The sequence below is a fragment of the Pseudomonas sp. LG1D9 genome (assembly GCF_002949995.1).
GTDB classification, from domain to species: Bacteria; Pseudomonadota; Gammaproteobacteria; order Pseudomonadales; family Pseudomonadaceae; genus Aquipseudomonas; species Aquipseudomonas proteolytica.
In genome coordinates, this window is the sequence record NZ_CP026881.1 from 3,284,201 (window position 1) to 3,308,920 (window position 24,720).

General features: G+C 61.0%; 21 protein-coding genes and 2 tRNA genes. 18 read left to right on the forward strand and 5 right to left on the reverse strand.

Features of this window, described 5'->3' with window-relative positions:
* The first annotated feature begins 92 nt into the window (after window positions 1-92).
* On the forward strand, window positions 93-635 hold the full coding sequence (gene orn, locus C5F71_RS15460) for an oligoribonuclease (protein ID WP_010213620.1): 543 nt from the start codon (window positions 93-95) through the stop codon (window positions 633-635).
* 205 nt (window positions 636-840) lie between these two features.
* Window positions 841-1,455 (forward strand): trimeric intracellular cation channel family protein, encoded by a 615-nt coding sequence (locus C5F71_RS15465; RefSeq protein ID WP_169851492.1) that lies wholly within the window; start codon window positions 841-843, stop codon window positions 1,453-1,455.
* On the opposite strand, the gene queG is transcribed toward C5F71_RS15465, so the two are convergent.
* Entirely contained in the window at window positions 1,437-2,516 is a 1,080-nt protein-coding gene (gene queG, locus C5F71_RS15470) for a tRNA epoxyqueuosine(34) reductase QueG (protein WP_029299568.1), read from the reverse strand. The genes C5F71_RS15465 and queG overlap by 19 nt on opposite strands.
* Window positions 2,517-2,579: 63 nt before the next feature.
* Between queG and C5F71_RS15475 the strand changes: the two genes are divergently transcribed.
* From C5F71_RS15475 to C5F71_RS15530, 12 genes are all read left to right on the forward strand, one after another.
* Window positions 2,580-3,440 (forward strand): NAD(P)H-hydrate dehydratase, encoded by an 861-nt coding sequence (locus tag C5F71_RS15475; RefSeq protein ID WP_104911463.1) that lies wholly within the window; start codon window positions 2,580-2,582, stop codon window positions 3,438-3,440.
* A complete protein-coding gene (tsaE, locus tag C5F71_RS15480) occupies window positions 3,428-3,895 on the forward strand; it encodes a tRNA (adenosine(37)-N6)-threonylcarbamoyltransferase complex ATPase subunit type 1 TsaE (RefSeq protein WP_029299575.1) in 468 nt (155 codons plus the stop codon). The genes C5F71_RS15475 and tsaE overlap by 13 nt, the downstream gene beginning before the upstream one ends.
* Window positions 3,896-3,912: 17 nt before the next feature.
* On the forward strand, window positions 3,913-5,334 hold the full coding sequence (locus tag C5F71_RS15485) for an N-acetylmuramoyl-L-alanine amidase (protein ID WP_029299576.1): 1,422 nt from the start codon (window positions 3,913-3,915) through the stop codon (window positions 5,332-5,334).
* 14 nt (window positions 5,335-5,348) lie between these two features.
* Window positions 5,349-7,247, forward strand: coding sequence for a DNA mismatch repair endonuclease MutL (gene mutL / locus C5F71_RS15490; RefSeq protein WP_176770990.1), 1,899 nt, complete (start codon window positions 5,349-5,351; stop codon window positions 7,245-7,247).
* Window positions 7,247-8,218, forward strand: a complete 972-nt coding sequence (miaA, locus tag C5F71_RS15495) for a tRNA (adenosine(37)-N6)-dimethylallyltransferase MiaA (RefSeq protein ID WP_070996436.1) — start codon at window positions 7,247-7,249, stop codon at window positions 8,216-8,218. Before mutL ends, miaA begins: the two co-directional genes overlap by 1 nt.
* A 95-nt stretch (window positions 8,219-8,313) precedes the next feature.
* On the forward strand, window positions 8,314-8,574 hold the full coding sequence (gene hfq / locus C5F71_RS15500) for an RNA chaperone Hfq (protein WP_104911464.1): 261 nt from the start codon (window positions 8,314-8,316) through the stop codon (window positions 8,572-8,574).
* Between the two features lie 12 nt (window positions 8,575-8,586).
* A complete protein-coding gene (hflX, locus tag C5F71_RS15505; RefSeq protein ID WP_029299582.1) occupies window positions 8,587-9,888 on the forward strand; it encodes a ribosome rescue GTPase HflX in 1,302 nt (433 codons plus the stop codon).
* Window positions 9,889-9,984: 96 nt separating this feature from the next.
* Window positions 9,985-11,163: an FtsH protease activity modulator HflK gene (gene hflK, locus C5F71_RS15510; protein ID WP_029299584.1), complete on the forward strand. Its 1,179-nt coding sequence runs from the start codon at window positions 9,985-9,987 to the stop codon at window positions 11,161-11,163.
* Complete coding sequence (hflC, locus tag C5F71_RS15515) at window positions 11,163-12,029, forward strand: protease modulator HflC (RefSeq protein WP_010213607.1); 867 nt, start codon at window positions 11,163-11,165, stop codon at window positions 12,027-12,029. Before hflK ends, hflC begins: the two co-directional genes overlap by 1 nt.
* Before the next feature lie 296 nt (window positions 12,030-12,325).
* Window positions 12,326-13,513, forward strand: coding sequence for an ATP phosphoribosyltransferase regulatory subunit (locus C5F71_RS15520; RefSeq protein ID WP_029299587.1), 1,188 nt, complete (start codon window positions 12,326-12,328; stop codon window positions 13,511-13,513).
* A gap of 54 nt (window positions 13,514-13,567) precedes the next feature.
* On the forward strand, window positions 13,568-14,857 hold the full coding sequence (locus C5F71_RS15525) for an adenylosuccinate synthase (RefSeq protein WP_029299589.1): 1,290 nt from the start codon (window positions 13,568-13,570) through the stop codon (window positions 14,855-14,857).
* A gap of 139 nt (window positions 14,858-14,996) precedes the next feature.
* Complete coding sequence (locus tag C5F71_RS15530; protein WP_104911465.1) at window positions 14,997-16,931, forward strand: methyl-accepting chemotaxis protein; 1,935 nt, start codon at window positions 14,997-14,999, stop codon at window positions 16,929-16,931.
* A 90-nt stretch (window positions 16,932-17,021) separates the two neighbouring features.
* Here the strand turns inward: C5F71_RS15530 and C5F71_RS15535 are convergent, their stop codons facing one another.
* The 4 genes from C5F71_RS15535 to C5F71_RS15550 all read right to left on the reverse strand — a co-directional run bounded on the left by C5F71_RS15535 (window position 17,022) and on the right by C5F71_RS15550 (window position 20,107).
* The gene (locus tag C5F71_RS15535; RefSeq protein WP_104911466.1) at window positions 17,022-18,587 is read right to left on the reverse strand and encodes an iron ABC transporter permease; all 1,566 of its coding nucleotides are present in this window, start codon (window positions 18,585-18,587) and stop codon (window positions 17,022-17,024) included.
* A complete protein-coding gene (locus C5F71_RS15540) occupies window positions 18,587-19,612 on the reverse strand; it encodes an extracellular solute-binding protein (protein ID WP_104911467.1) in 1,026 nt (341 codons plus the stop codon). Before C5F71_RS15540 ends, C5F71_RS15535 begins: the two co-directional genes overlap by 1 nt.
* A gap of 144 nt (window positions 19,613-19,756) precedes the next feature.
* A tRNA-Leu gene (locus C5F71_RS15545) sits at window positions 19,757-19,843 on the reverse strand.
* Between the two features lie 177 nt (window positions 19,844-20,020).
* Window positions 20,021-20,107, reverse strand: a tRNA-Leu gene (locus tag C5F71_RS15550).
* Window positions 20,108-20,331: 224 nt separating this feature from the next.
* Here C5F71_RS15550 and rnr point away from each other — a divergent pair.
* The 4 genes from rnr to rpsR all read left to right on the forward strand — a co-directional run bounded on the left by rnr (window position 20,332) and on the right by rpsR (window position 24,704).
* The gene (rnr, locus tag C5F71_RS15555; RefSeq protein WP_070996432.1) at window positions 20,332-22,962 is read left to right on the forward strand and encodes a ribonuclease R; all 2,631 of its coding nucleotides are present in this window, start codon (window positions 20,332-20,334) and stop codon (window positions 22,960-22,962) included.
* Window positions 22,959-23,714 (forward strand): 23S rRNA (guanosine(2251)-2'-O)-methyltransferase RlmB, encoded by a 756-nt coding sequence (gene rlmB, locus C5F71_RS15560; protein WP_032862039.1) that lies wholly within the window; start codon window positions 22,959-22,961, stop codon window positions 23,712-23,714. The genes rnr and rlmB overlap by 4 nt, the downstream gene beginning before the upstream one ends.
* A gap of 307 nt (window positions 23,715-24,021) precedes the next feature.
* Window positions 24,022-24,444: a 30S ribosomal protein S6 gene (rpsF, locus tag C5F71_RS15565; RefSeq protein WP_003217491.1), complete on the forward strand. Its 423-nt coding sequence runs from the start codon at window positions 24,022-24,024 to the stop codon at window positions 24,442-24,444.
* A gap of 29 nt (window positions 24,445-24,473) precedes the next feature.
* A complete protein-coding gene (rpsR, locus tag C5F71_RS15570) occupies window positions 24,474-24,704 on the forward strand; it encodes a 30S ribosomal protein S18 (protein ID WP_003171373.1) in 231 nt (76 codons plus the stop codon).
* Window positions 24,705-24,720 lie beyond the last annotated feature (16 nt).

Sequence of the window (24,720 nt, forward strand, 5' to 3'; positions counted from 1 at the left end):
TAATGCAAAAGGTTGGGTAAAACGGTCGCGAGTCTAGCACGCCGCCGCCTGCTAAACTGCGCAGCTACGCCAAGGTGCCAAGGAACTACGACATGCAAAACCCACAGAACCTGATTTGGATCGATCTGGAAATGACCGGTCTGAACCCTGACACCGACGTCATCATCGAGATGGCGACCATTGTCACCGACAGCAACCTCAACACCTTGGCCGAAGGTCCGGTGATCGCTATCCACCATAGCGACGCGGTGTTGGCCACTATGGACGAGTGGAACACCCGCACCCACGGCAACTCGGGCCTGACCCAGCGTGTGCGCGACAGCCGCATCAGCATGGCCGAGGCTGAGGCCGAGACGATTGCCTTCCTGGAAAAATGGGTGCCCAAGGGCAAGTCGCCGATCTGTGGCAACAGCATCTGCCAGGACCGCCGCTTCCTCTATACCCATATGAAGGCACTGGAAAGCTACTTCCACTACCGCAACCTTGACGTGTCGACCTTGAAAGAACTGGCCGCGCGCTGGGCGCCGGAGGTCAAGGACAGCTTCCACAAGGGCAGCACCCACCTGGCCCTGGATGATATCCGCGAGTCGATTGCCGAGCTGCAGCATTACCGCAAGCATTTCATCAAGGCCTGATCCTACCGTTTGGCAGGTTTGTCGTGGGTATGTCGTGGCGAGCGGGCTTGCCCCGCGCTGGGGCGCGCAGCGGCCCTAATTCAGCCACTGCAATCCTTCGGTCGGATATCATCGCCCAATATCGGGGCTGCTACGCAGCCCAGCGCGGGGCAAGCCCGCTCGCCACAACACGCCAGCTCTGCACAATATTCTTGCAAGGATCGCCATCATGCTGTTGATGCTCTACCTCATCGCCATCACCGCCGAAGCCATGACCGGTGCCTTGTCCGCTGGTCGGCGCGGCATGGATTGGTTCGGCGTGGTGCTGATCGCGTGCGTCACAGCCCTTGGCGGCGGTTCGGTGCGTGATGTGCTGCTCGGCCACTACCCGCTGACCTGGGTCAAACACCCGGAATACCTGGTGCTGACCTCAGTCGCGGCCTTGGTGACGATCTTTATCGCGCCGCTGATGCGCCATTTGCGTTCACTGTTTTTGGCGCTGGACGCCGTGGGCCTGGTGGCCTTCACGCTGATCGGCTGCATGACGGCCCTGGAAATGGGCCACGGCATGCTGGTGGCTTCGGTCAGCGGCGTGATTACCGGGGTGTTCGGCGGCATCCTGCGGGATATCTTCTGCAACGACATTCCGCTGATCTTCCGCCGCGAGCTGTACGCCAGCGTGTCGTTCCTCGCGGCCTGGTGCTACATGCTGTGCATCTACCTCGAACTGCCCAGCGAGCAGGCTATCCTGCTGACCCTGTTCAGCGGTTTTCTGCTGCGCCTGCTGGCGATCCGCTTTCATTGGGAAATGCCCAAGTTCGTCTACAACGACGAGCACTGACGGATCGCGTGCTGGTTCAGTGCCCATTCCACATGTTCGCGGACCAGTTCAGAGGGGTAATCCCGGCGCGCCTTCAACGCCTCGAGCACCGGAATGCTGGAGGGCGCATTCCCCAGGCCCACGGCCAGGTTGCGTAGCCAGCGCTCGTAGCCGGCACGGCGCAGTGGCGAGCCTTCGGTGCTGCTGAGGAATTTATCCTCATCCCACATAAACAACTCGGCCAGTTCGGCGTTATCCAGGTTGTGGCGCGGCTTGAAATCGCTTTCTCCTGAAGGTCGGGCGAAACGATTCCACGGGCAAACGATCTGACAGTCATCACAGCCGAACACGCGGTTGCCAATCAACGGCCGCAGGTCTTCGGGGATCGCGCTCTTCAACTCAATGGTCAGGTAGGAAATACAGCGCCGGGCGTCCAGCACATAGGGCCCGACGAACGCATTGGTCGGGCAGATATCCAGGCAGGCGGTGCAGCGGCCGCAGTGTTCGGTGCTGTGGGGCGGGTCAATAGGCAGCGGCAGGTCGACAAACAGCTCGCTGAGAAAGAAGTAACTGCCGGCCTTGCGGTTGAGGACCAGGGTGTTTTTGCCGATCCAGCCCAGGCCGGCCTTTTCAGCGATGGCTTTTTCCAGCACCGGGGCGCTGTCGACAAAGGCGCGAAAGCCAAACGGGCCGATCTGGGCCTGGATGCGGTCGGCCAGTTGCTGCACGCGCTTGCGGATCAGCTTGTGGTAGTCGCGGCCCAGGGCGTAGCGGGAGATGTAGGCTTTTTCGGGTTGGGCCAGCAGTTGCGCCATTTGCGTGTCGCCGGGCAGGTAATCCATGCGCAGGGACACCACGCGCAAGGTGCCGGGTACCAGTTCGTCCGGGTGCGAGCGCTTGCTGCCATGGGCGCCCATATAGTCCATCTCGCCGTGATAGCCCGCGTCGAGCCAGCGCTGCAGGTGCTGTTCATGCTCGGCCAGGTCCAGGCCGCTGATGCCGACTTGTTGAAAGCCCAACTCGCGGCCCCAGTCTTTGATCGATTGGGCGAGGGCGGGCAGATCGGTGGTAATAGCAGGCATGAGACGAGAGAAACCGCAGGTTAGATGCGTATAATTCTGCCAGACATCGGAGCTTGAAGACGCATGCCGCAGACAAAACACGAAATAACCGACGTTCAGCCGCTGTTGCCTGGCCATTTGCCGCAACTGGCTGCGCGCTCCCCAGCGGCCCACAAGGGCCAGTTTGGCCATGTCCTGGTCATTGGCGGCGACCATGGCTTTGGCGGCGCGTCGCTGCTGAGTGCCGAAAGCGCACTGCGCAGCGGTGCTGGCCTGGTATCCCTGGCGACCCGCAGCGAGCACGTCCCGGCAGCCCTGACCCGTTTGCCGGAAGCCATGGTGCGGGGCGTGCATTCGGCCAATCAGCTGATGGCCCTGCTGGAGAAAGTCTCGGTGATCGTTATTGGTCCCGGCCTCGGCGACATGGCGTGGGGTAAAAGCCTGCTGTCGGTGGCCGCCAATGCCCGGCAACCCCAGGTCTGGGATGCTGATGCACTGAACCTGCTGGCCGCAGGCCATGTAGCTCTGCCGGGCGGTTGTGTGATCACTCCGCACCCTGGGGAAGCGGCGCGGCTGATGGGGATCTCGACAGCCGAGGTTCAGGCCGACCGGCTTAAGGTGGCGCGCGCGCTGAGCCAGAAATTCAATGCCGTCACGGTACTCAAGGGCGCTGGCAGCCTGATCGCCAGCCCGGATGGGCGGGTGGCACGTTGCGATCAGGGCCATCCCGCCATGGCGTCGGCGGGTTTGGGCGATGTGCTTGCCGGCCTCACCGGCGCGCTGCTGGCCCAGGGCATGCCGGCGTTCGAGGCCGCCAGCCTGGCGGTGTGGTTGCATGCCACGGCGGGCGACCGTCAGGGTAGTTTTGGTCGCGGCCTGGCTGCCAGCGACCTGATTCCCGCCATTCGTCAGTTGTTGGAGGAGCAGTCACCGTGTCTGAAGTAACGCTGTTTATTGCGGATGAGGAGGCCATGGTGGCTTTTGGCAAACGCATTGCCGAAATCACCCAGGGCGCGGGCCTGATTTTTCTGCAGGGCGATCTGGGGGCCGGCAAAACCACGCTGTCGCGCGGCATTATTCGTGGGCTTGGCCATACCGGCGCAGTAAAAAGTCCGACGTTCACTTTGGTAGAGCCTTACGAGATCGGTGACGTGCGGGCGTTCCATTTCGACCTCTATCGCTTGGTGGATCCCGAGGAATTGGAGTACATGGGCATCCGCGATTACTTCGATGGCGATGCGTTATGCCTGATCGAGTGGCCGGACAAGGGCACAGGCTTTTTGCCAAAGCCTGACCTGACCATTACCATTACCCCGCATGACAATGGGCGTCAGTTGAAATTGTTGTCCCAGAGCGCGCGCAGTGAGTCCTGGTGCGCCGCTTTGGCTTTGGAATTCTAATAATGGGTGGGTTAGGTATGCGCTTTCGCGCGTTGGTTGCTGTCGTGGGGGTGTTGCTTGCGGCAATGACTGTCAATGCTCTGGCCGCTTCACAGGTAAAAAGTGTGCGCCTGTGGCGAGCGCCGGATAACACGCGACTGGTGTTCGACCTGTCTGGCCCGGTCCAGCACAGTGTCTTTACCCTGACGGCGCCTGATCGCCTGGTCATTGACATCAATGGTGCGACCCTGGCCGCGCCGTTGAAGGTTTCCACGGCCAACACGCCGATTACCGCGATGCGCTCGGCCCAGCGCACGCCGACCGACCTGCGGGTGGTCATCGACCTGAAGAAGGTCGTCACACCCAAGAGTTTTTCCCTCGCACCGAACGCCCAGTATGGCAACCGCCTGGTGGTCGACCTGTTTGACAACCCGGCCGACGCGGCGCCAGCCCCTGCGCCAACGCCTGCTGTTGCCACGACGCCTGCGGTGCCGGTCAACCCTGCGCAGCCCCAGGTCAAGTTGCCACCGCTGCCGCCCGCACCGGCCGGCAAGCGTGACGTCATCGTGGTGATCGATGCCGGCCACGGCGGTGAAGACCCGGGCGCCTCCGGCTCCCGTGGCCAACACGAAAAAGACGTGGTCCTGGCCATTGCCCGGGAATTGCAGCGCCAGATCAACGGCATGAAAGGCTACCGCGCCGAATTGACCCGTACGGGTGACTACTTCATCCCATTGCGCGGGCGTACCGAAATCGCCCGCAAGAAGGGCGCCGACCTGTTCGTCTCGATCCACGCCGACGCCGCACCGTCGAAGGCCGCCTTTGGCGCCTCGGTGTTTGCCCTGTCGGATCGCGGCGCCACGTCTGAGACTGCACGCTGGCTGGCCGATAGCGAAAACCGCTCCGACTTGATCGGCGGCGCGGGCAACGTGTCCCTGGATGACAAGGACCGCATGCTCGCCGGTGTGTTGCTTGACCTGTCGATGACCGCCTCGCTGACCTCCAGCCTGAACGTCGGGCAGAAAGTCCTGACCAACATGGGCCGGGTCACGCCGCTGCATAAACAGCGGGTGGAGCAAGCCGGGTTTATGGTGCTCAAGTCGCCGGATATCCCCTCGATCCTGGTGGAAACCGGCTTTATCTCCAACGCCAACGAAGCCAACAAGCTGGCCAGTGCCAGCCATCAGCAGGCCCTGGCGCGTTCCATCAGCTCTGGCGTGCGTCAGTTCTTCCAGCAGAACCCGCCACCGGGCACCTATATCGCCTGGCTGCGCGATTCCGGGAAAATCGCCCAGGGCCCACGCGATCACCGGGTGCAGCCTGGCGATACGCTGGCCATGCTGGCTGTACGCTTCCAGGTGTCGGCCGCCACGTTGCGCAGCGCCAACAGCCTGAAAACCGACGAACTGAAAGTCGGCCAGGTGTTGACCATCCCTGGCACTGAATTGGCAGCCCAGTAATGAGTGAATCGGTATTGAACAGCGCCTCGCGCATCGAATTGCTCAGCCCGCGGCTGGCCAACCAGATTGCCGCGGGCGAAGTGGTTGAGCGCCCGGCCTCGGTGATCAAGGAGTTGCTGGAAAACAGCCTCGACTCCGGCGCCAAGCGCATTGACGTGGATGTGGAGCAGGGCGGGGTCAAGCTGCTGCGGGTGCGCGACGACGGCAGCGGGATTTCCTCCGATGACCTGCCGCTGGCCTTGGCACGACATGCCACCAGCAAGATTCGTGACCTGGAAGATCTTGAGCGGGTGATGAGCCTGGGTTTCCGTGGCGAAGCCCTGGCGTCGATCAGCTCGGTGGCGCGCCTGACCCTGACTTCCCGCACCCGTGGCGCCGAGCAGGCGTGGCAGGTAGAGACCGAAGGTCGCGACATGGCCCCCCGGGTCCAGCCGGCGGCCCACCCGGTAGGCACTTCGGTGGAAGTGCGTGACTTGTTCTTTAATACCCCGGCTCGGCGCAAATTCCTCAAGGCCGAAAAAACCGAATTCGATCACCTGCAAGAAGTCATCAAGCGCCTGGCCCTGGCCCGTTTCGACGTGGCCTTCCATTTGCGCCACAACGGCAAGACCATCCTCAGCCTGCACGAGGCCAACGACGATGCCGCGCGCGCCCGACGCGTATCGGCGATCTGTGGCGCGGGCTTCCTGGAGCAGGCGCTGCCGATTGAAATCGAGCGCAATGGCTTGCATTTGTGGGGGTGGGTAGGCCTGCCAACGTTCTCCCGCAGCCAGGCGGACTTGCAGTACTTCTTTGTGAATGGCCGTGCGGTGCGCGACAAACTGGTGGCCCATGCGGTACGCCAGGCCTATCGCGACGTGCTGTTCAATGGCCGCCATCCGACCTTCGTGCTGTTTTTTGAAGTGGACCCGGCGGTCGTCGACGTCAACGTGCACCCGACCAAGCATGAAGTGCGCTTCCGTGATGGGCGCATGGTTCATGACTTCCTCTACGGTACCTTGCACCGAGCGTTGGGCGACGTGCGCCCGGATGATCAGTTGGGCGCGCCGATTGTTACTGCCGTCGTCCGCCCGACAGGGCCGGAGGCCGGTGAATTCGGGCCCCAGGGCGAAATGAGCCTGGCGGCCAACCTGCTGCAATCGCCGCAAGCCCAGCCGAGTTACCCGGCGGCGGGTTCCGGTGCAGGTGCCGGCTATCAATATCAATACACCCCGCGACCGCAATCGGCAGTGCCGGTGGCTGAGGCCCAGTCGGCCTATCGTGAGTTCTTTGCGCCGCTGCCCGGTGCCGAACCGGGCGCAGTGGCTTTGCCGGAAGGTGGCGGTGACATCCCGCCCCTGGGTTATGCCCTGGCCCAGCTCAAGGGCATCTACATCCTCGCGGAAAACGCCCACGGCCTGGTGCTGGTGGACATGCACGCGGCCCATGAGCGGATCATGTACGAGCGCCTGAAGATCGCCATGGCCAGCGAAGGCCTGAGCGGCCAACCGTTGCTGGTGCCGGAGTCGTTGGCGGTCAGCCAGCGCGAGGCCGATTGCGCTGAAGAGCACCTGGCGGTGTTCCAGAAGCTGGGCTTTGAGTTGCAGCGCCTGGGGCCAGAAACCCTGGCGATCCGGCAGATTCCGGCTTTGCTCAAGCAGGCCGAGGCCAATCGGCTGGTAGCTGATGTGCTGGCGGACCTGATGGAGTACGGCACCAGTGACCGGATCCAGGCGCATATCAACGAACTGCTCGGCACCATGGCCTGCCACGGTGCAATCCGCGCCAACCGGCGCCTGGCCCTGCCGGAAATGAACGGCTTGCTGCGGGATATGGAAAACACCGAACGCAGCGGCCAATGCAACCACGGCCGACCGACCTGGACCCAAATGGGCCTGGATGATCTGGACAAACTATTCCTGCGCGGCCGTTGATGAGCTCTCTACCTCCCGCCATCTTCCTGATGGGCCCGACGGCCGCCGGCAAGACCGACCTGGCTATCGAGCTGACCAAGGTCCTGCCGTGCGAGTTGATCAGCGTCGATTCGGCCCTGGTTTACCGAGACATGGACATCGGCACCGCCAAACCGTCCAAAGAGCTGTTGGCCGCCCATCCCCATCGTCTGATCGACATTATCGATCCGTCGCAAAGCTACTCGGCGGCGGATTTTCGCAGCGATGCCCTTGCCGCCATGGCGCAAATCACCGCGCGGGGCAATATCCCGCTCCTGGTGGGCGGCACGATGCTCTATTACAAGGCGCTGCAGGAAGGCCTGGCAGACATGCCGCCCGCCGATCCGCAGGTGCGCGCCGAAATCGAAGAAGAGGCTGCGCGCCTTGGCTGGCAAGCCCTGCACGAGCAATTGGCGGCGATTGACCCGGTGTCTGCCGCGCGCATTCACCCCAATGACCCCCAGCGCCTGAGCCGGGCCCTGGAAGTCTGGCGCGTCAGTGGTCAGACCATGACAGCCCACCGCCTCAGACAATCTGCGCAAAGTACTGACGCAGGCACCTCTGGACCGGGACAATTGCCCTATACTGTCGCAAATCTGGCGATCGCTCCGGCGAATCGCCAGGTGCTGCATGAGCGAATTGCACAAAGATTCACAATTATGTTGGAACAGGGGTTCGTAGAGGAGGTCGTAGCACTGCGTTCAAGAGGTGATCTGCATCCGGGATTGCCTTCGATACGTGCTGTAGGCTACCGCCAAGTCTGGGATCATCTGGATGGCAAGCTGACGTCAGCCGAAATGCAGGAGCGCGGCATTATTGCCACGCGCCAATTGGCAAAGCGCCAGTTCACTTGGCTGCGCAGCTGGACTGACTTGCATTGGCTGGACAGTCTGGATTGCGACAATCTGTCACGCGCCTTGAAATACTTGGGAACGGTCTCCATATTGAGCTGAGTCCTTGCAATTGCCGTCTATCCTTGGGGGTGTGACGGTCACAAACTATCTATTTTTCCGATTTTTTATTATTGATCCTTAAAGGAGTGCGGCACATGTCAAAAGGGCATTCGCTACAAGACCCTTACTTGAATACTTTACGTAAAGAGAAAGTTGGGGTTTCCATCTATCTGGTCAACGGCATCAAGCTGCAAGGTACGATCGAGTCTTTCGACCAGTTCGTTATCCTGCTGAAAAACACCGTCAGCCAGATGGTCTACAAACACGCTATCTCGACAGTAGTGCCGGTTCGTCCAATTCGTCTGCCTAGCGCAACCGAATCCGAACAGGGTGACCCTGAGCCAGGTAACGCCTGATAGGAGTCTCCTTTGTTCTTTGAGCGCCACGGTGGTGGTGAGCGAGTAATCCTCGTTCACTTGGATGGACAGGACCCTGAGGCGCGCGAAGATCCGCAGGAGTTTCAGGAGCTGGCAAATTCGGCCGGCGCCGAGACCGTCGCGTTTTTTAACGTGCCGCGTCATCGGCCAACCGCCAAATTTCTGATTGGCAGCGGCAAGGTCGAGGAACTACGCGACCTGGTCCATGCCGAAGAAGCCGATCTGGTGATCTTCAATCACATCCTCACGCCCAGTCAGGAACGTAACCTCGAACGTGTGTTCGAGTGCCGCGTGATTGACCGCACCGGTCTGATTCTCGATATTTTCGCCCAGCGCGCCCGTACCCATGAAGGCAAGCTCCAGGTCGAACTGGCCCAGCTTGACCACATGAGCACCCGCCTGGTTCGCGGCTGGACTCACCTTGAGCGTCAGGGTGGCGGTATCGGCATGCGTGGCCCGGGTGAAACCCAGCTTGAAACCGACCGACGCCTGCTGCGGGTTCGCCTGCGCCAGATCAAGGGCCGCCTGGAAAAAGTACGCAGCCAACGCGAGCAATCGCGCCGTGGGCGTACGCGTGCGGATATCCCTACCGTGTCCCTGGTGGGCTATACCAACGCAGGCAAATCCACGCTGTTCAACAACGTGACCAAATCGGACGTGTACGCGGCCGATCAGCTGTTCGCCACCCTCGACCCGACCTTGCGCCGTCTGGAACTCGACGACCTGGGGCCGATTGTGCTGGCCGATACCGTGGGCTTCATTCGCCACTTGCCCCACAAGCTGGTCGAGGCGTTTCGGTCTACGCTCGAAGAGTCGAGCAACTCCGACCTGCTGCTGCACGTAATCGATGCGGCCGAGCCTGACCGGATGTTGCAGATCGAACAGGTCATGGTGGTACTGGGCGAGATTGGTGCCCAGGACTTGCCGATCCTTGAGGTCTATAACAAACTCGATTTGCTTGAGGGCGTAGAGCCGCAAATCCAGCGTGACGAAAACGGCAGGCCCCAACGGGTCTGGCTCTCGGCGCGCGATGGTAGCGGTCTTGAGCTGCTCGAGCAGGCGATTGCCGAGTTGCTCGGTGGCGATTTGTTCGTCGGCACCTTGCGCTTGCCGCAGCGTTTTGCTCGACTGCGTGCTCAGTTTTTTGAGTTGGGCGCCGTACAGAAAGAAGAACACGACGAAGAAGGTGTCAGCCTGCTGGCTGTTCGTTTGCCTCGTTCGGAGCTCAATCGGCTGGTGAGTCGTGAGGGTGTTGTACCGACAGAGTTCCTCGAACAACACACTTTGCAATAAAAGCCTGAGAAAGCGGTTGTGCCGCTGTGGCAGGCATTCTGTAGCATTGGTCGGCGCGCCGTGGGTGCGTCTTTGCTTTATCAGATGGAGAGCGCTATGGCTTGGAATGAGCCGGGTGGCAACTCGAATAATCAGGATCCTTGGGGTGGTAAACGCCGCAATAATGGCGACCGCAAGGGGCCACCAGATCTCGACGAGGCCTTCCGAAAGCTGCAGGAAAGCCTGAATGGGTTGTTCGGTGGTGGAAAAAAACGTGGTGGTGACGACGGCGGTCGCACGAGCAAGGGCGGCGGCTACGGCCTGCTTGGCCTCGGTCTCGTGGCGCTGGCGGCTGTCTGGCTGTACAGCGCGGTCTATGTAGTCGACGAGCAGGAGCAAGCCGTGGTGCTGCGCTTCGGCAAGTACTACGAGACTGTCGGTCCAGGCCTGAACATCTACTTCCCGCCGATCGACAAGAAGTACATGGAGAACGTCACGCGTGAGCGTGCCTACACCAAGCAGGGTCAGATGCTGACCGAAGACGAGAACATCGTCGAAGTGCCGCTGACCGTGCAGTACAAGATCAGCAACCTGCAGGACTTCGTGCTTAACGTCGACCAGCCGGAAATCAGCTTGCAGCACGCGACCGAAAGCGCCCTGCGCCACGTAGTGGGCTCCACTGCGATGGACCAGGTGCTGACCGAAGGTCGTGAATTGATGGCCAGCGAGATCAAGGAGCGCCTGCAACGGTTCCTCGATACATATCGCACCGGTATCACTGTTACCCAGGTCAACGTACAGAGCGCAGCGGCACCGCGTGAAGTGCAGGAAGCCTTCGATGACGTGATCCGCGCCCGTGAAGACGAGCAGCGTTCGCGCAACCAGGCTGAAACCTACGCCAACGGCGTCGTGCCGGAAGCCCGTGGTCAGGCCCAGCGCATCCTTGAAGATGCCAACGGTTACCGCGACGAAGTCGTGTCCCGCGCCAAGGGTGAGGCTGACCGCTTCACCAAGCTGGTGGCCGAGTACCGCAAGGCACCGGAAGTCACCCGCGAGCGTCTGTACCTGGACACCATGCAGGAAGTCTTCACCAATACCAGCAAGGTACTCGTGACCGGCAACAAGGGTGGGCAGAACAACCTGCTGTACCTGCCGCTGGACAAGATGATCGAAGGTGGTCGTAGCGCTGGTAACACTTCGTCTTCCGCCAGTTCGACTGCCGCTGCCAACGAAGCGAGCGCCCGTGCGGCCGCTGACTTGCAGCAACAGCAAACACGTTCCAGGGAGAGTCGTTGATGAGCAATAAATCGCTGACCGCCCTGATTGTGGGTGTCGTCGTGGTCATCGCTGCCTGGAACTGCTTCTACATCGTGGCTCAGACCGAGCGTGCGGTGTTGCTGCAATTCGGTCGCGTGGTCCAGGCGGATGTCCAGCCAGGCCTGCATGTGAAGGTCCCCTACGTCAACCAGGTGCGCAAGTTCGACGCCCGCCTGATGACCCTGGATGCACCGACGCAGCGCTTCCTGACCCTGGAAAAGAAAGCCGTGATGGTTGACGCCTACGCCAAGTGGCGCGTCAAGGATGCCGAGCGCTTCTACACCGCGACTTCCGGCCTCAAGCAGATTGCCGACGAGCGTTTGTCCCGTCGTCTGGAATCGGGCCTGCGTGACCAATTTGGTAAACGCACCCTGCACGAGGTGGTTTCAGGTGAACGTGATGCGTTGATGGCTGACATCACGCGTTCGTTGAACACCATGGCTGAAAAAGAGCTGGGCATCGAAGTGGTCGATGTTCGGGTCAAGGCCATTGACCTGCCCAAGGAAGTGAACCGCAGCGTGTTCGAGCGTATGAGCACCGAGCGTGAGCGTGAGGCTCGTGAGCACCGTGCCAAGGGTAACGAACTGGCTGAAGGTATCCGTGCGGATGCCGACCGTCAGCGTCGCGTACTGTTGGCAGAAGCCTATCGTGAGTCTGAAGAGGCTCGCGGTGACGGTGATGCTCAAGCCGCGGCGATCTACGCCAAGGCCTACGGCCAGGACCAGGAGTTCTACGCGTTCTATCGTAGCCTGCGTGCCTACCGTGAAAGCTTCGCGAACAAAACCGATGTCATGGTGCTGGACCCAAGTAGCGATTTCTTCCGCTACCTGGAAAAGTCCAAGTAACCCGCTGACTGGCTGGTTTCACTCCGTCGGGCGGCTAAAACGCTCGGCGGGGTGATCCTTTCGGAAAACGGGTGTATGATGCGGCAGCCGGGAAATTCCCGGCTTTTTTGCGTCTGCATGTTTGATTGTTGTTGTGCGCTGCAGGCGTGACAGGTTTTTCGAGGAAAGTGCCCGACGAGGCCCGTTACAGGCCATTCGTCACGTCGCTCTTGCGCGTGGTTTATGCAGGGGCCGGGTATTTTCTGCTTCACTCAAGGCTCGCCCAAGGGCTGGCCGGGTCATAGGGGAATGGCGTAATGGCAACGGTAGACCGCTGGCTGCTGCCAGATGGCATCGAAGAAGTACTGCCACCAGAGGCTGCGCGTATTGAAATCGCGCGTCGCCAGGTGTTGGATCTGTTCCAGAGCTGGGGTTACGAGTTTGTCGTGACTCCCCATATCGAGTACCTGGAATCCCTGCTGACCGGCGCGGGCCAGGACCTGGATCTGCGCACCTTCAAGGTCATCGACCCGCAATCGGGCCGGCAAATGGGCTTTCGCGCCGACATCACGCCGCAAGTGGCGCGCATCGATGCGCATACCCTGCGCCGTGAAGGGCCGAGCCGCCTGTGCTACGCCGGCAGCGTGCTACATGCCCAGCCGCGTGCCTTGTCGTCTTCCCGTAGCCCGATCCAGCTGGGCGCCGAGTTATACGGCGATGCAAGCCCGAGCAGCGACGTCGAAGTCATCAGCCTGATGCTGGCGATGCTGCAGTTGGCTGATGTGCCGGATGTGCACATGGACCTGGGGCATGTCGGTATCTACCGTGGCCTGGCCCGTGCGGCTGGTCTGTCCGGTGAAGTTGAGCAACAGTTGTTCGATGCCCTGCAGCGCAAGGCTATCGACGAAGTGATCGCCCTGACCGAAGGTGTGCCTGCCGATCTGGCTGGCATGCTGCGTGCGCTGGTGGATCTGTGTGGTGGTCGCGAAGTGCTGGCCGCCGCCCGTGAGCGCCTGGCCAAAGCGCCTGCGCCTGTATTGGCGGCGCTGGACGACGTGCTGGCGATTGCCGAGCAGTTGTCGGCGCGCTTCCCGCAGTTGCCTTTGTATTTCGACCTGGGTGAGTTGCGCGGCTACCACTACCACACCGGTGTGGTGTTCGCCGTGTTTGTGCCGGGTGTTGGCCAAGCCATCGCCCAGGGCGGTCGTTATGACGATATCGGCGCCGACTTCGGTCGTGCCCGTCCAGCGACTGGTTTTTCTACCGATTTGAAAACCCTGGTGACCCTGGGGCGTGCTGAAGTCGAGCTACCGTCTGGCGGTATCTGGATGCCAGACAGTACGGACGCGGCACTCTGGCAGCAGGTCTGCCAGTTGCGCAGCGAGGGTCAGCGTGTCGTCCAGGCCTTGCCTGGGCAGCCATTGGCCGCCGCCCGTGAAGCGGACTGCGACCGGCAATTGATTCAGCAGAACGGGCTTTGGCAAGTATCGCCACTGGCTTCTTGAGTTTTCCTGCCGGCCAACGCCGGCACCAAGTTTGCGCGAATGAGGACAAGTGTTATGGGTAAGAATGTCGTAGTCCTGGGCACCCAATGGGGTGATGAGGGCAAAGGCAAGATCGTTGATCTGCTGACCGAACATGCTGCCGCCGTAGTGCGCTACCAAGGTGGCCACAACGCTGGCCACACCCTGGTCATCGATGGCGAAAAAACCGTCTTGCACCTGATCCCGTCGGGCGTCCTGCGCGAAGGCGTGCAGTGCCTGATCGGCAATGGCGTGGTGGTTGCACCTGACGCCCTGTTGCGCGAGATCACCAAGCTGGAAGAGAAAGGCGTACCGGTGCGCGAGCGCCTGCGTATCAGCCCGTCCTGCCCGCTGATCCTGTCCTTCCACGTCGCCCTGGACCAGGCCCGTGAAAAGGCCCGTGGCGAGCTGAAGATCGGTACTACCGGTCGCGGCATCGGCCCGGCCTACGAAGACAAGGTTGCACGTCGTGGCCTGCGTGTGGGCGACTTGCTCAACATGCCGCGCTTTGAAGACAAGCTGCGTGAACTGGTGGATTACCACAACTTCATGCTGGTCGGTTACTACAAAGAGCCGGCCATTGAATTCGACAAGACCCTGGCTGAGTGCAAAGAGTACGCTGAGCTGCTCAAGCCGCTGATGCTGGACGTGACGGCCGAGCTGCACGACCTGCGTCGCGCCGGCAAAGACATCATGTTCGAAGGTGCCCAGGGTTCGTTGCTGGACATCGACCACGGTACCTACCCGTACGTGACCAGCTCCAACACCACCGCTGGTGGCGTGGCGACCGGTTCGGGTGTTGGCCCGATGTTCCTGGACTACATCCTGGGCATCACCAAGGCCTACACCACTCGCGTAGGTTCGGGTCCATTCCCGACTGAGCTGTTTGACGACGTCGGTGCGCACCTGGCCAAACAGGGTCACGAGTTCGGCGCGACTACCGGTCGTGCTCGTCGTTGTGGCTGGTTCGACGCCGTTATCCTGCGTCGCGCTATCGATGTGAACAGCATCTCGGGCATCTGCCTGACCAAGCTGGACGTGCTCGACGGTCTGGAAACCATCAACATCTGCATCGGCTACAAAGATGCAGACGGTAACGATGTTGCCCCGACTGACGCCGACAGCTACGTGGGCCTGCAGCCGGTGTACGAAGAAGTGCCGGGCTGGACTGAGTCGACCGTGGGTGCCAAGACCCTGGAAGAGCTGCCTGCCAACGCCCGTGCCTACATCAAGCGCGTTGAACAGTTGATCGGCGCGCCGATCGACATTATTTCGACGGGCCCGGACCGCAACGAGACCATCGTCCTGCGTCATCCGTTCGCTTAATAAGCTGTTGATGTAAAAAGCAAAGGGCCCCTTCGGGGGCCCTTTGTCGTTTCTGTCTCGGGCACGGCACGACCCTTGCTATGTTTCTCTCTTTCGCGGTGCTATCAATTTAATGGCACCCGTGGTGGAGGGATTCCCGATGTCTGCCGTTCTCTCATTGTTACAAAGCCGGTTGTTGCGACCGGTGTTCGTTACCCTTGGTATCGCTCTTTTGGTGCAAGTGCTGGTGGCGGTCGCCCTGACCCGGAGCACAGTCACGGCCCTGGAAGCCGATTTGGGCAAGCGCCTGGGCGTCGACAGCCAGAAACTGTCGGGCGAATTGACCCAGGCGGGCAAGGAAGTGATGTCCAGCCTGGACAGCTTATCGACCAGTACCAGTGACCGCCTGACGGTCGGGCTTTCTGCGCGTTTGAAGCAAGAGCAGCAGCAACTGCGTGCGACCCTGGAAAAGGACCTGAAAGACTCTGCCAACGACATGGCGCAGTTGCTGGCCTCGGTTGCACCGCGTGCGATGTGGGACAGTGATGTTCCGGCACTGTCGGAATTCGCCCGGCGTGCCCAGCGCAATCCCAATGTGTTGTTTGTGGTGTATGACGACGCTACTGGCCAGCATCTGACCCGTTATTTGAACCGGGAAAACCCGATCAACAAGGCGCTGTTGGAGAAAGGCGAGGGTGACCGTGCGTTGGATAAAGTGTTGAATGCCGCGAAAAACGACCCTTCGGTGTACTACGTCGAAGCCTCCATCAGCCCCAATGGCGTGGAGATCGGCAAGGTGCTCATGGGGGTTTCCACCGCGGCGGTGGAGGCTGACCTGACGGCGCTGGACCAGCGCTTTGCTGCGCTGATCGCCAGCGGCGGTCAATTGGTGGGGGATAGCCTCAAGGGCGCAGCGGCGGACAGTGCGGCAGCCATGGGCGCCCGCCTGCAGTCGGCGCAAGCCACGGCCACGCAAATGACGGCCAACACCTCGGGTGCGGTACAGGAGGCCGCGCAAGCCTTGCGCTGGCGCATCGGCCTGGGCCTGGCGGTGGTTGGCCTGGGCGTATTGTTGCTGATTGCCGTGGTGCTTGGGCGGCGTGTGGTCAACCGCTTGAAACTGCTGATTGCGGCCATGGATGATCTGGCGGCGGGTGAGGGCGACCTGACCAAGCGCGTGCAGATCAACAGCCAGGATGAAATCGGCGCCATGGCCTCGGCGGTCAATCGCTTTGTGGATAAGTTGCAGCCCATTGTGCGGGAGGCGGGTGATGTGGCGCAGCGTACCGGTGTGGAAATCGGCGCGATGACTCTGCGCAACGCCGGTGCCGATGCGGCGGCGGGCTTGCAGCGCGATGAAGTGGCCGAAAGCCTGCGGGCGCTGTCGCAAATGGCTGATGAGGCCCAAGCCGAAAGCCATGCCATGCAGGCCGCGTTGCAGCAGGTGGTGGATATACGCCAGGCCACCGATGAAAATTCGCGGACCTCGGCCGAGGTCGGCAGTTTGATCGAGGCATTGGCGGGCCAGGTGCAGGCCGGCTCCAAGGTGATCGAGCGCCTGGCCCAGCAAAGCGAGCAGATCGAGGTGGTGCTGACGGTGATCCACGGCATTGCCGAGCAGACCAACCTGCTGGCCCTGAACGCGGCTATCGAAGCGGCGCGGGCCGGTGAGACCGGGCGTGGTTTTGCGGTGGTGGCGGACGAAGTGCGCGCGCTGGCCAGTAAAACCCAAAGCTCCACGGGCGATATCCAGGCGCATATCGTGGCGCTGCAACAAGGCGCGCGCGAGGCGGTGGAAACCATCGGCAAGGCCGGACGCCAGGCCAGTGAGGGGCTGCTGGTACTGCGCGACAGCGTGCGCTTGCAGCAAACGGTGCAGGCCTCGGTTGAGCAGGTGCATGCGGCGATTGGCCTGGCGACTCGGGCTGCCGAGCATCAGGCCCAGGGCGCGCATGCGGTGCGTGGTCGGGTCGAAGTGATCCACGCCCAGGCCGAGCGTGCGGCCCAGGCGGTGGTGGAGACCACCGCCAGTGGCAAGGTGCTGGATGGGTTGGCGGCGCAGTTGAAGGCCAGCCTGGGGCAGTTTCGGGCCTGAGGTTGGCTGCTCGGGCCTCATCGCGGGCAAGCCCGCTCCCACAGGTAATCGCGTTCCAATGTGGGAGCGGGCTTGCCCGCGATTGCGGTCTCAGCGGCTCAGATACATCCGCGTCGTGAGCAGATAGACGGGCAACCCCGACACCACAATCAACAACGCCGCATAAGGCGCCGCTGCCGCAAACTCCACATTCGAGGTATGCGCCCACACGGCAGTGGCCAAGGTATTCAGCCCGGTCGGGCTAAGCAGCAGGGTCGCGGTCAATTCCTTCATCGCATCAAGGAACACCAGCGCAAACGCGGCCCCCAATGCCGGAAAGATAATCGGCAGGGTCACCCGGCAAAATGCGCTGAATGACGATGCACCCAGCGTGCGGGCCGCTTCCTCCAGTTGGGGCGCCGCCTTGTTCAGCGCGGTCCGGATCGGCGCTTGGGCCAGCGGCAAGAACAGCAATGCATACGCGATCAACAGCAGTGCCGAGGTCTGATACAGCGCCGGCACGTAATGCAGGGCGAAATACACCAGGGTCAAGGCAATCACCAGGCCGGGCAGGGCGTGCAGCAGGTAGGGCAGGCGTTCGGCCCACAGCGCCAGTTGGCCCTTGTAGCGCACCACCAGCAAGCCGACTGGCACCGCCAGCGCCAGGCAAAGTGCGGCGCCGCCCAGGGACAAGGCCAGGGACGACAGCAACGCCTCACTGATTTGCGCGACCGGGAAGGCGGCCGAAGAACCGACGGCCAGCCAGTAACCGAGCATCCCCAGTGGAATGCCGCTGCCAATGATCGCCAGCATCAAGCAATAAAGCTGACCCAGTGGCGCCCATTTACCCAGTCGAACCTGCTCGGCATGCCGCGCCGCGCCTTGCCCAGTGCGCACATGGCGGCCCTTGCCGCGCACGCGCAATTCCAGCCAGAGCAGGGTCAGGCACATCATTAGCAATACCGCAGACAGCATCGCCGCGTTGGCATTGCTGAACTCCAGTTCGAACTGCTGGTAGATCGCCGTGGTGAAGGTTTGCAGGCCGATGATCGACAGGGCGCCGAATTCCACCAGCATATGCAGGGCAATCAGCAGGGCGCCGGCCAGCAGCGACGGCCACAACAGCGGCAAAGTAATGCGAAAGAACACGCCCCAGCGATTGAGCCCCAGGGTGCGGGCCGACTCTTCCAGGGACGGATCGAGGTTGCGCAGGGTGGCCGCTACCGGCAAAAACACCAGAGGGTACTTGGACAGGGTCATCACCAGGATCGCCCCGCCAAGGCCTTCGAACTGGGCACTCAGCGACACCCAGGTAAAGCTGCTGACAAACGCCGGCACGGCAAACGGCAGGCACAAAATCACGCCCCAGATGCGCCGGCCCGGGAGGTTGCTGCGCTCCAGCAGCCAGGCCAGGGACAGGCCGATCACGGCGCAGGCCACGGTCACGCCGATCATCAGTGCCAAAGTATTGCGCAGCAACCCGAACACATACGGTCGCCACAGCAGATGCACTGCCTCGGCCCAGCCGGCTTGCCAGGCCTTGAGGCCCACGTACACCAACGGCAACAGGCTCAGGCCGACCAACAGCAAGACCGGCAGCAGCAGCCAGATCGAGGGGCGCTTGCGCCGTGGGCTAAAACCCCCGCGCAAGGCGGGGGTCGGTAGCGATGGGTTCATCAGTTCAGGCCAACCTCACGTTCCAGCTCCAGGGCTTCTTCGGCATTGCCCAGGTCGGCGGGAGTGATTTTCGGCGGTTGCAGTTCGCTAAATGGCTTGAGGCCGCGATTGGATTCCATGCCTTTGCGCAGCGGGTATTCGGCGGACGTGTTGGTAATCACGCGCTGGCCTTCTTCGCTGGCCATGAACGCCAGCAACTGCTGCGCTTCCTTGGGATGCTTGCTGGATTTCAGTGCTGCTGCTGCGGATACGGTAATCAGGCCGCCGGCATCGCCATCGGTGAAGTAGTGCAGTTGCGAATCCAGGTTGGTCTTTTCCTTTTTCAGGGCAAACCAGTAGTAGTTGTTCACCAACACCGTGGCCACTTCGCCGTTTTCCACGGCTTTGAGGGCGACCATATTGTTGCTGTAGACCTTGCCGAACGCGCGCAGGCCGGTGAGCCATTCTTCGGCGGCGTCGCGCCCGTGCATCTTGAGGATCGCGACGGCTTGTTCCTGGAAGGCGCCGCTGGTGGGGACGAAGCCAACCTTGCCTTGCCATTCGGGGCCGGCAAAATCCAGCACCGACTTGGGCAGTTCGTCTTCCTTGATCAGTTTCGGGTTGAAGGCCACGACCCGGGTGCGTGCGGTCACGCCCATCCAGGCGCCGTCGGCGGCCACGTATTCCTTGGGTAATACATCTAGCGTGCTGGCATCGATGGTCGCCAGCAGGCTTTGTTCGCCGAGTTTGTTCAGCGGCGGGGACTCTTCGGTGTAGATCACGTCGGCAGGGGAGCGATCACCCTCTTCAACGACCTGGCTGGCCAGTTGGTTGCTGCTGCCCTTGCGCACATTCACATGGATGCCAGTTTTGGCCTCGAAGGCCTTGGCGAGTTCATCGCCGACTTCCTTGTGCTGGCCGTTGTACAAGGTCAGTTCAACCTTGTCGGCGGAATAGGCGGTGGGCGAGAGTAGGGTCAGGCCGAGCAGAGTGATGGTCAGGCCACGCAGAAGGGATGTCTTGAGACGGGTATCGCGGATCATCATCCGGGGTGTTCCTCACTTGTATGCAACAAATTCTTACAAGGATAAACGATAAACCTTCTCAAGTCCGGGCATGGCTGGAATTGCTGGCAGAGTTTTTAAACCCCAGAAACGAAAAAACCCGCTTTCGCGGGTTTGATCTGAATCTGGTGCCCAGGAGAAGACTCGAACTTCCACGACCTTGCGATCACCAGCACCTGAAGCTGGCGTGTCTACCAATTTCACCACCTGGGCATTATCAAACAACGTTGCCGCTGTTGATGGGGCGAACTATACGGCGGGCTTTTTGATCTGTAAACCCCTGATTTGATTTTATAAATCAAATTTTCAGTTAAAAATCAAAGGCCTGTAACGCAAAAACCCGCTTTCGCGGGTTTTTGTGAAACTCAAGGCTGGCCTTGGGTTTTGAATTGGTGCCCAGAAGAAGACTCGAACTTCCACGACCTTGCGGTCACCAGCACCTGAAGCTGGCGTGTCTACCAATTTCACCATCTGGGCAGTATCTTCAACGTTGCCGTCGTCGATGGCGCGCACTATACGGAGTGACTTTTGCGCTGTAAACCCCCGTCATCAAAAAAGCCTGGAAAATTTCGCGGGCGGTCGCGCAAGGTGGCTTACTGGGGCTATAAAACGCATTTCCCGGCTAGTTATTGCTGGAAATTTCCCGTTTCAATACGCGTATGCCAAACTAACCCACATATAGACAAGGTGAAAACTCTCTAATGGCCGATTGGCAGTCCCTCGATCCCGAGGCCGCTCGTGAAGCGGAAAAATATGAAAACCCTATTCCTAGCCGCGAACTGATCCTGGCGCATCTCGCCGATCGGGGTTCGCCTGCTAGCCGCGAGCAGCTGGTTGAAGAATTCGGTCTGACCACCGAAGACCAGGTCGAAGCGCTGCGCCGCCGCCTGCGCGCCATGGAGCGCGATGCACAGTTGATCTACACCCGTCGTGGCACTTACGCCCCGGTGGACAAGCTCGACCTGATCCTTGGCCGCATTGCCGGTCACCGTGATGGCTTCGGCTTCCTGATCCCTGACGATGGCAGCGATGACCTGTTCATGAGCCCGGCGCAAATGCGCCTGGTATTCGATGGCGACCGTGCCCTGGCGCGCGTGTCCGGCCTGGACCGTCGCGGTCGCCGTGAAGGCGTGATCGTCGAAGTGGTGTCCCGTGCCCACGAGTCCATCGTCGGTCGTTACTTCGAAGAAGGCGGCATCGGCTTCGTGATTCCGGACAACCCGAAGGTCCAGCAGGAAGTGCTGGTAACCCCGGGCCGCAATGGCGCCGCCAAGGTCGGTCAGTTTGTCGAGGTGAAAATCACCCACTGGCCAACCCCACGCTTCCAGCCACAGGGCGATATCGTCGAGGTGGTCGGCAACTACATGGCGCCGGGCATGGAAATCGATGTTGCGCTGCGCACCTACGATATCCCGCACGTCTGGCCTGAGGCCGTGCTCAAGGAAGCCGCCAAGCTCAAGCCGGAAGTCGAAGAAAAAGACAAAGAGAAGCGCATCGACCTGCGCCATCTGCCGTTCGTCACCATTGACGGTGAAGATGCCCGCGATTTCGACGATGCGGTCTACTGCGAAGCCAAGCCCGGCAAACTGCGTCTGTTCTCCGGCGGCTGGAAGTTGTTCGTTGCGATTGCCGACGTATCCAGCTACGTGAAGATCGGTTCGGCCCTGGATAACGAAGCCCAGGTGCGCGGCAACTCCGTGTACTTCCCTGAGCGCGTGATCCCGATGCTGCCGGAGCAGTTGTCCAACGGCCTGTGCTCCCTGAACCCGAAAGTCGACCGTTTGGCCATGGTGTGCGAGATGACCATCTCGAAAACCGGCGAAATGACCGACTATCAGTTCTACGAAGCGGTGATCCACTCCCAGGCGCGCCTGACCTACAACAAAGTCAGCACCATCCTGGAAACGCCGAAGACCAGCGAAGCCAAGGCTTTGCGCACCCAGTATGCAGACGTAGTCCCGCACCTCAAGCAGCTGTACTCGCTGTACAAGGTGTTGCTGGGCGCACGTCATGTGCGTGGCGCGATCGATTTTGAAACCCAGGAAACCCGGATCATCTTCGGTTCCGAGCGCAAAATCGCCGAGATCACGCCGACCACCCGTAATGACGCGCACAAGCTGATCGAGGAATGCATGCTGGCGGCCAACGTGGCCACCGCTGAGTTCCTGAAAAAGCACGAGATTCCTGCGTTGTATCGGGTCCACGATGGTCCGCCGCCGGAGCGCCTGGAAAAACTGCGCGCCTTCCTCGGCGAGCTCGGCCTGTCGCTGCACAAAGGCAAGGACGGCCCATCGCCGAAGGATTACCAGGCTCTGCTGGCCAGCATCAAGGATCGTCCGGATTTCCACTTGATCCAGACCGTGATGCTGCGTTCCCTCAGCCAGGCAGTGTACAGCGCCGACAATCAGGGCCACTTCGGCCTGAATTACGAGGCGTACACGCACTTCACCTCGCCGATCCGTCGCTACCCGGACCTGCTCACGCACCGCGCAATCCGCAGCGTGATCCATTCCAAGCAGAACACCCCGCACGTCAAGCGCGCCGGTGCCATGACCATTCCGAAGGCGCGGATCTATCCGTACGACGAAGCGGCCCTGGAACAGTTGGGCGAGCAGTGCTCCATGAGCGAGCGCCGTGCCGACGAAGCCACTCGTGATGTGGTGAACTGGCTCAAGTGCGAGTTCATGAAAGACCGCGTAGGCGAGTCGTTCCCGGGTGTGATCACCGCCGTGACCGGCTTTGGCCTGTTCGTCGAGCTGACCGACATCTACGTCGAAGGCCTGGTGCACGTCACCGCCTTGCCGGGTGACTACTACCACTTCGACCCTGTGCATCACCGCCTGGCGGGCGAGCGCACCGGTCGTAGCTTCCGTTTGGGCGATACCGTCGAAGTGCGGGTCATGCGCGTCGATCTCGACGAACGCAAGATCGACTTCGAGATGGCTGAAAAAACCATCGACGCTCCGATTGGCCGCAAGAAGCGTGGTGCTGAAACTGCAGCGCCGGCGAAAAAAGGCGCTCCGGCGAAAGCTGCCGCTGCAGCTGAGCCAGCCGCCAAGCCTGCTCGTCGCTCGTCGACCAAGGAAAAGGTCAGCGATGCTTACCGTCCTAGCGATGCCGCGGCGAAAAACGCCGAGCTGCGCAAGAGTCGCGAATTGAAGCAGCAGTTGCTCAACGAAGCCAAAAGCGGTGGTAAAGCGGCGTCTGGGGGAAAGTCCCAGGGCGCCGACAAACCGTCGAGCAAACCGAGTAAGCACCGTAAAGGCCCGCCTAAGGCGGGTTCGGCCCCTGCGAAAAGCGGCGGGTCGCGCAAACCTAAGGCCAAGTCATGAGTCTGGAAAAAATCTACGGCGTGCACGCCGTAGAAGCGTTGTTGCGTCACCATCCCAAGCGCGTCAAGCAAGTGTGGCTGGCCGAAGGTCGTAGCGAGCCGCGCGTGCAAGCGCTGGTCGAGCTGGCCAACCAGAACAAGGTTGCCATCGGCCAGGCCGAGCGTCGTGAAATGGACGTCTGGGTCGAAGGCGTGCACCAGGGCGTGGTCGCGGACGTGAGTCCGAGCCAGGTCTGGGGCGAAGCGATGCTCGACGAGCTGCTCGATCGCACCGAAGGCGCGCCGCTGTTGCTGGTGCTTGACGGCGTGACCGATCCGCACAACCTCGGCGCCTGCCTGCGTTCGGCGGACGCTGCCGGTGCGCTGGCGGTGATCGTGCCTAAAGACAAGTCGGCCACCTTGACGCCGGTTGTGCGTAAAGTTGCCTGCGGCGCGGCGGAAGTGATTCCGCTGGTGGCCGTGACCAACCTGGCGCGCACCCTGGAAAAACTCCAGCAGCGCGGCTTGTGGGTCGTGGGTACGGCGGGGGAGGCCGAGGTCAGTATCTATGACCAGGACCTTACTGGCCCGACCATCTTGATCATGGGGGCAGAAGGCAAGGGTATGCGTCGCCTGACCCGCGAGCATTGCGACTACCTGGTGCACTTGCCGATGGCCGGTAGCGTCAGCAGCCTCAACGTTTCAGTCGCAACGGGCGTCTGCCTGTTCGAAGCCCAGCGCCAGCGCGGCGCCAAGGCCAAGACCAAGAAATAATCAGGCCTGACGCAGGTCCAAATGTGGGAGCGGGCTTGCTCGCGAATGCGCAGTGTCAGTCGCCATAAATGTTGGCTGGCCTGACGTATTCGCGAGCAAGCCCGCTCCCACACTGGTTTTGCATCGCTTGAAAGATTGTTCAAATAATCACCAATTGCCTTGCACCCTTTCTTCCCCTTCTCTACAATTGCGCCCCTTGCCTTCCCGGCGGGCACGCATGTGCCTCCCAGCGGCAAGATTCCTAAGTGTCATTCACTCCTTGTCTGACCGTTTTTGAGCGGCAGGCTACAACCCGTAAGGAGCATTCATGCGTCATTACGAAATCATCTTTTTGGTCCACCCGGATCAAAGCGAGCAAGTCGGCGGCATGGTTGAGCGTTACACCAAGCTGATCGAAGAAGACGGCGGCAAAATCCACCGTCTGGAAGATTGGGGCCGTCGTCAACTGGCCTACGCAATCAACAATGTTCACAAGGCTCACTACGTGATGCTGAACGTTGAGTGCACTGGCAAGGCCCTGGCCGAGCTGGAAGACAACTTCCGCTACAACGATGCAGTGATCCGTAACCTGGTCATCCGTCGCGAAGAAGCCGTTACCGGCCAATCCGAGATGCTCAAGGCTGAAGAAAACCGCAGTGAGCGCCGTGAGCGTCGCGACCGTCCTGAGCACGAAGGCGCTGAAAGCGCTGATAGTGATGACAGCGACAACAGCGATAACGCTGACGAGTAATCCACGGACCTTATTAAGGAGCCTATCAAATGGCACGTTTCTTCCGTCGTCGTAAGTTTTGCCGCTTCACCGCTGAAGAAGTGAAGGAGATCGACTACAAAGATCTCAACACTCTGAAAGCCTACGTATCCGAGACCGGCAAAATTGTTCCAAGCCGTATCACCGGTACCAAAGCTCGTTATCAGCGTCAGCTGGCCACCGCTATCAAGCGCGCCCGCTTCCTGGCCCTGCTGGCCTACACCGACAGCCACGGCCGCTGAGACCGGGCAGTCGACA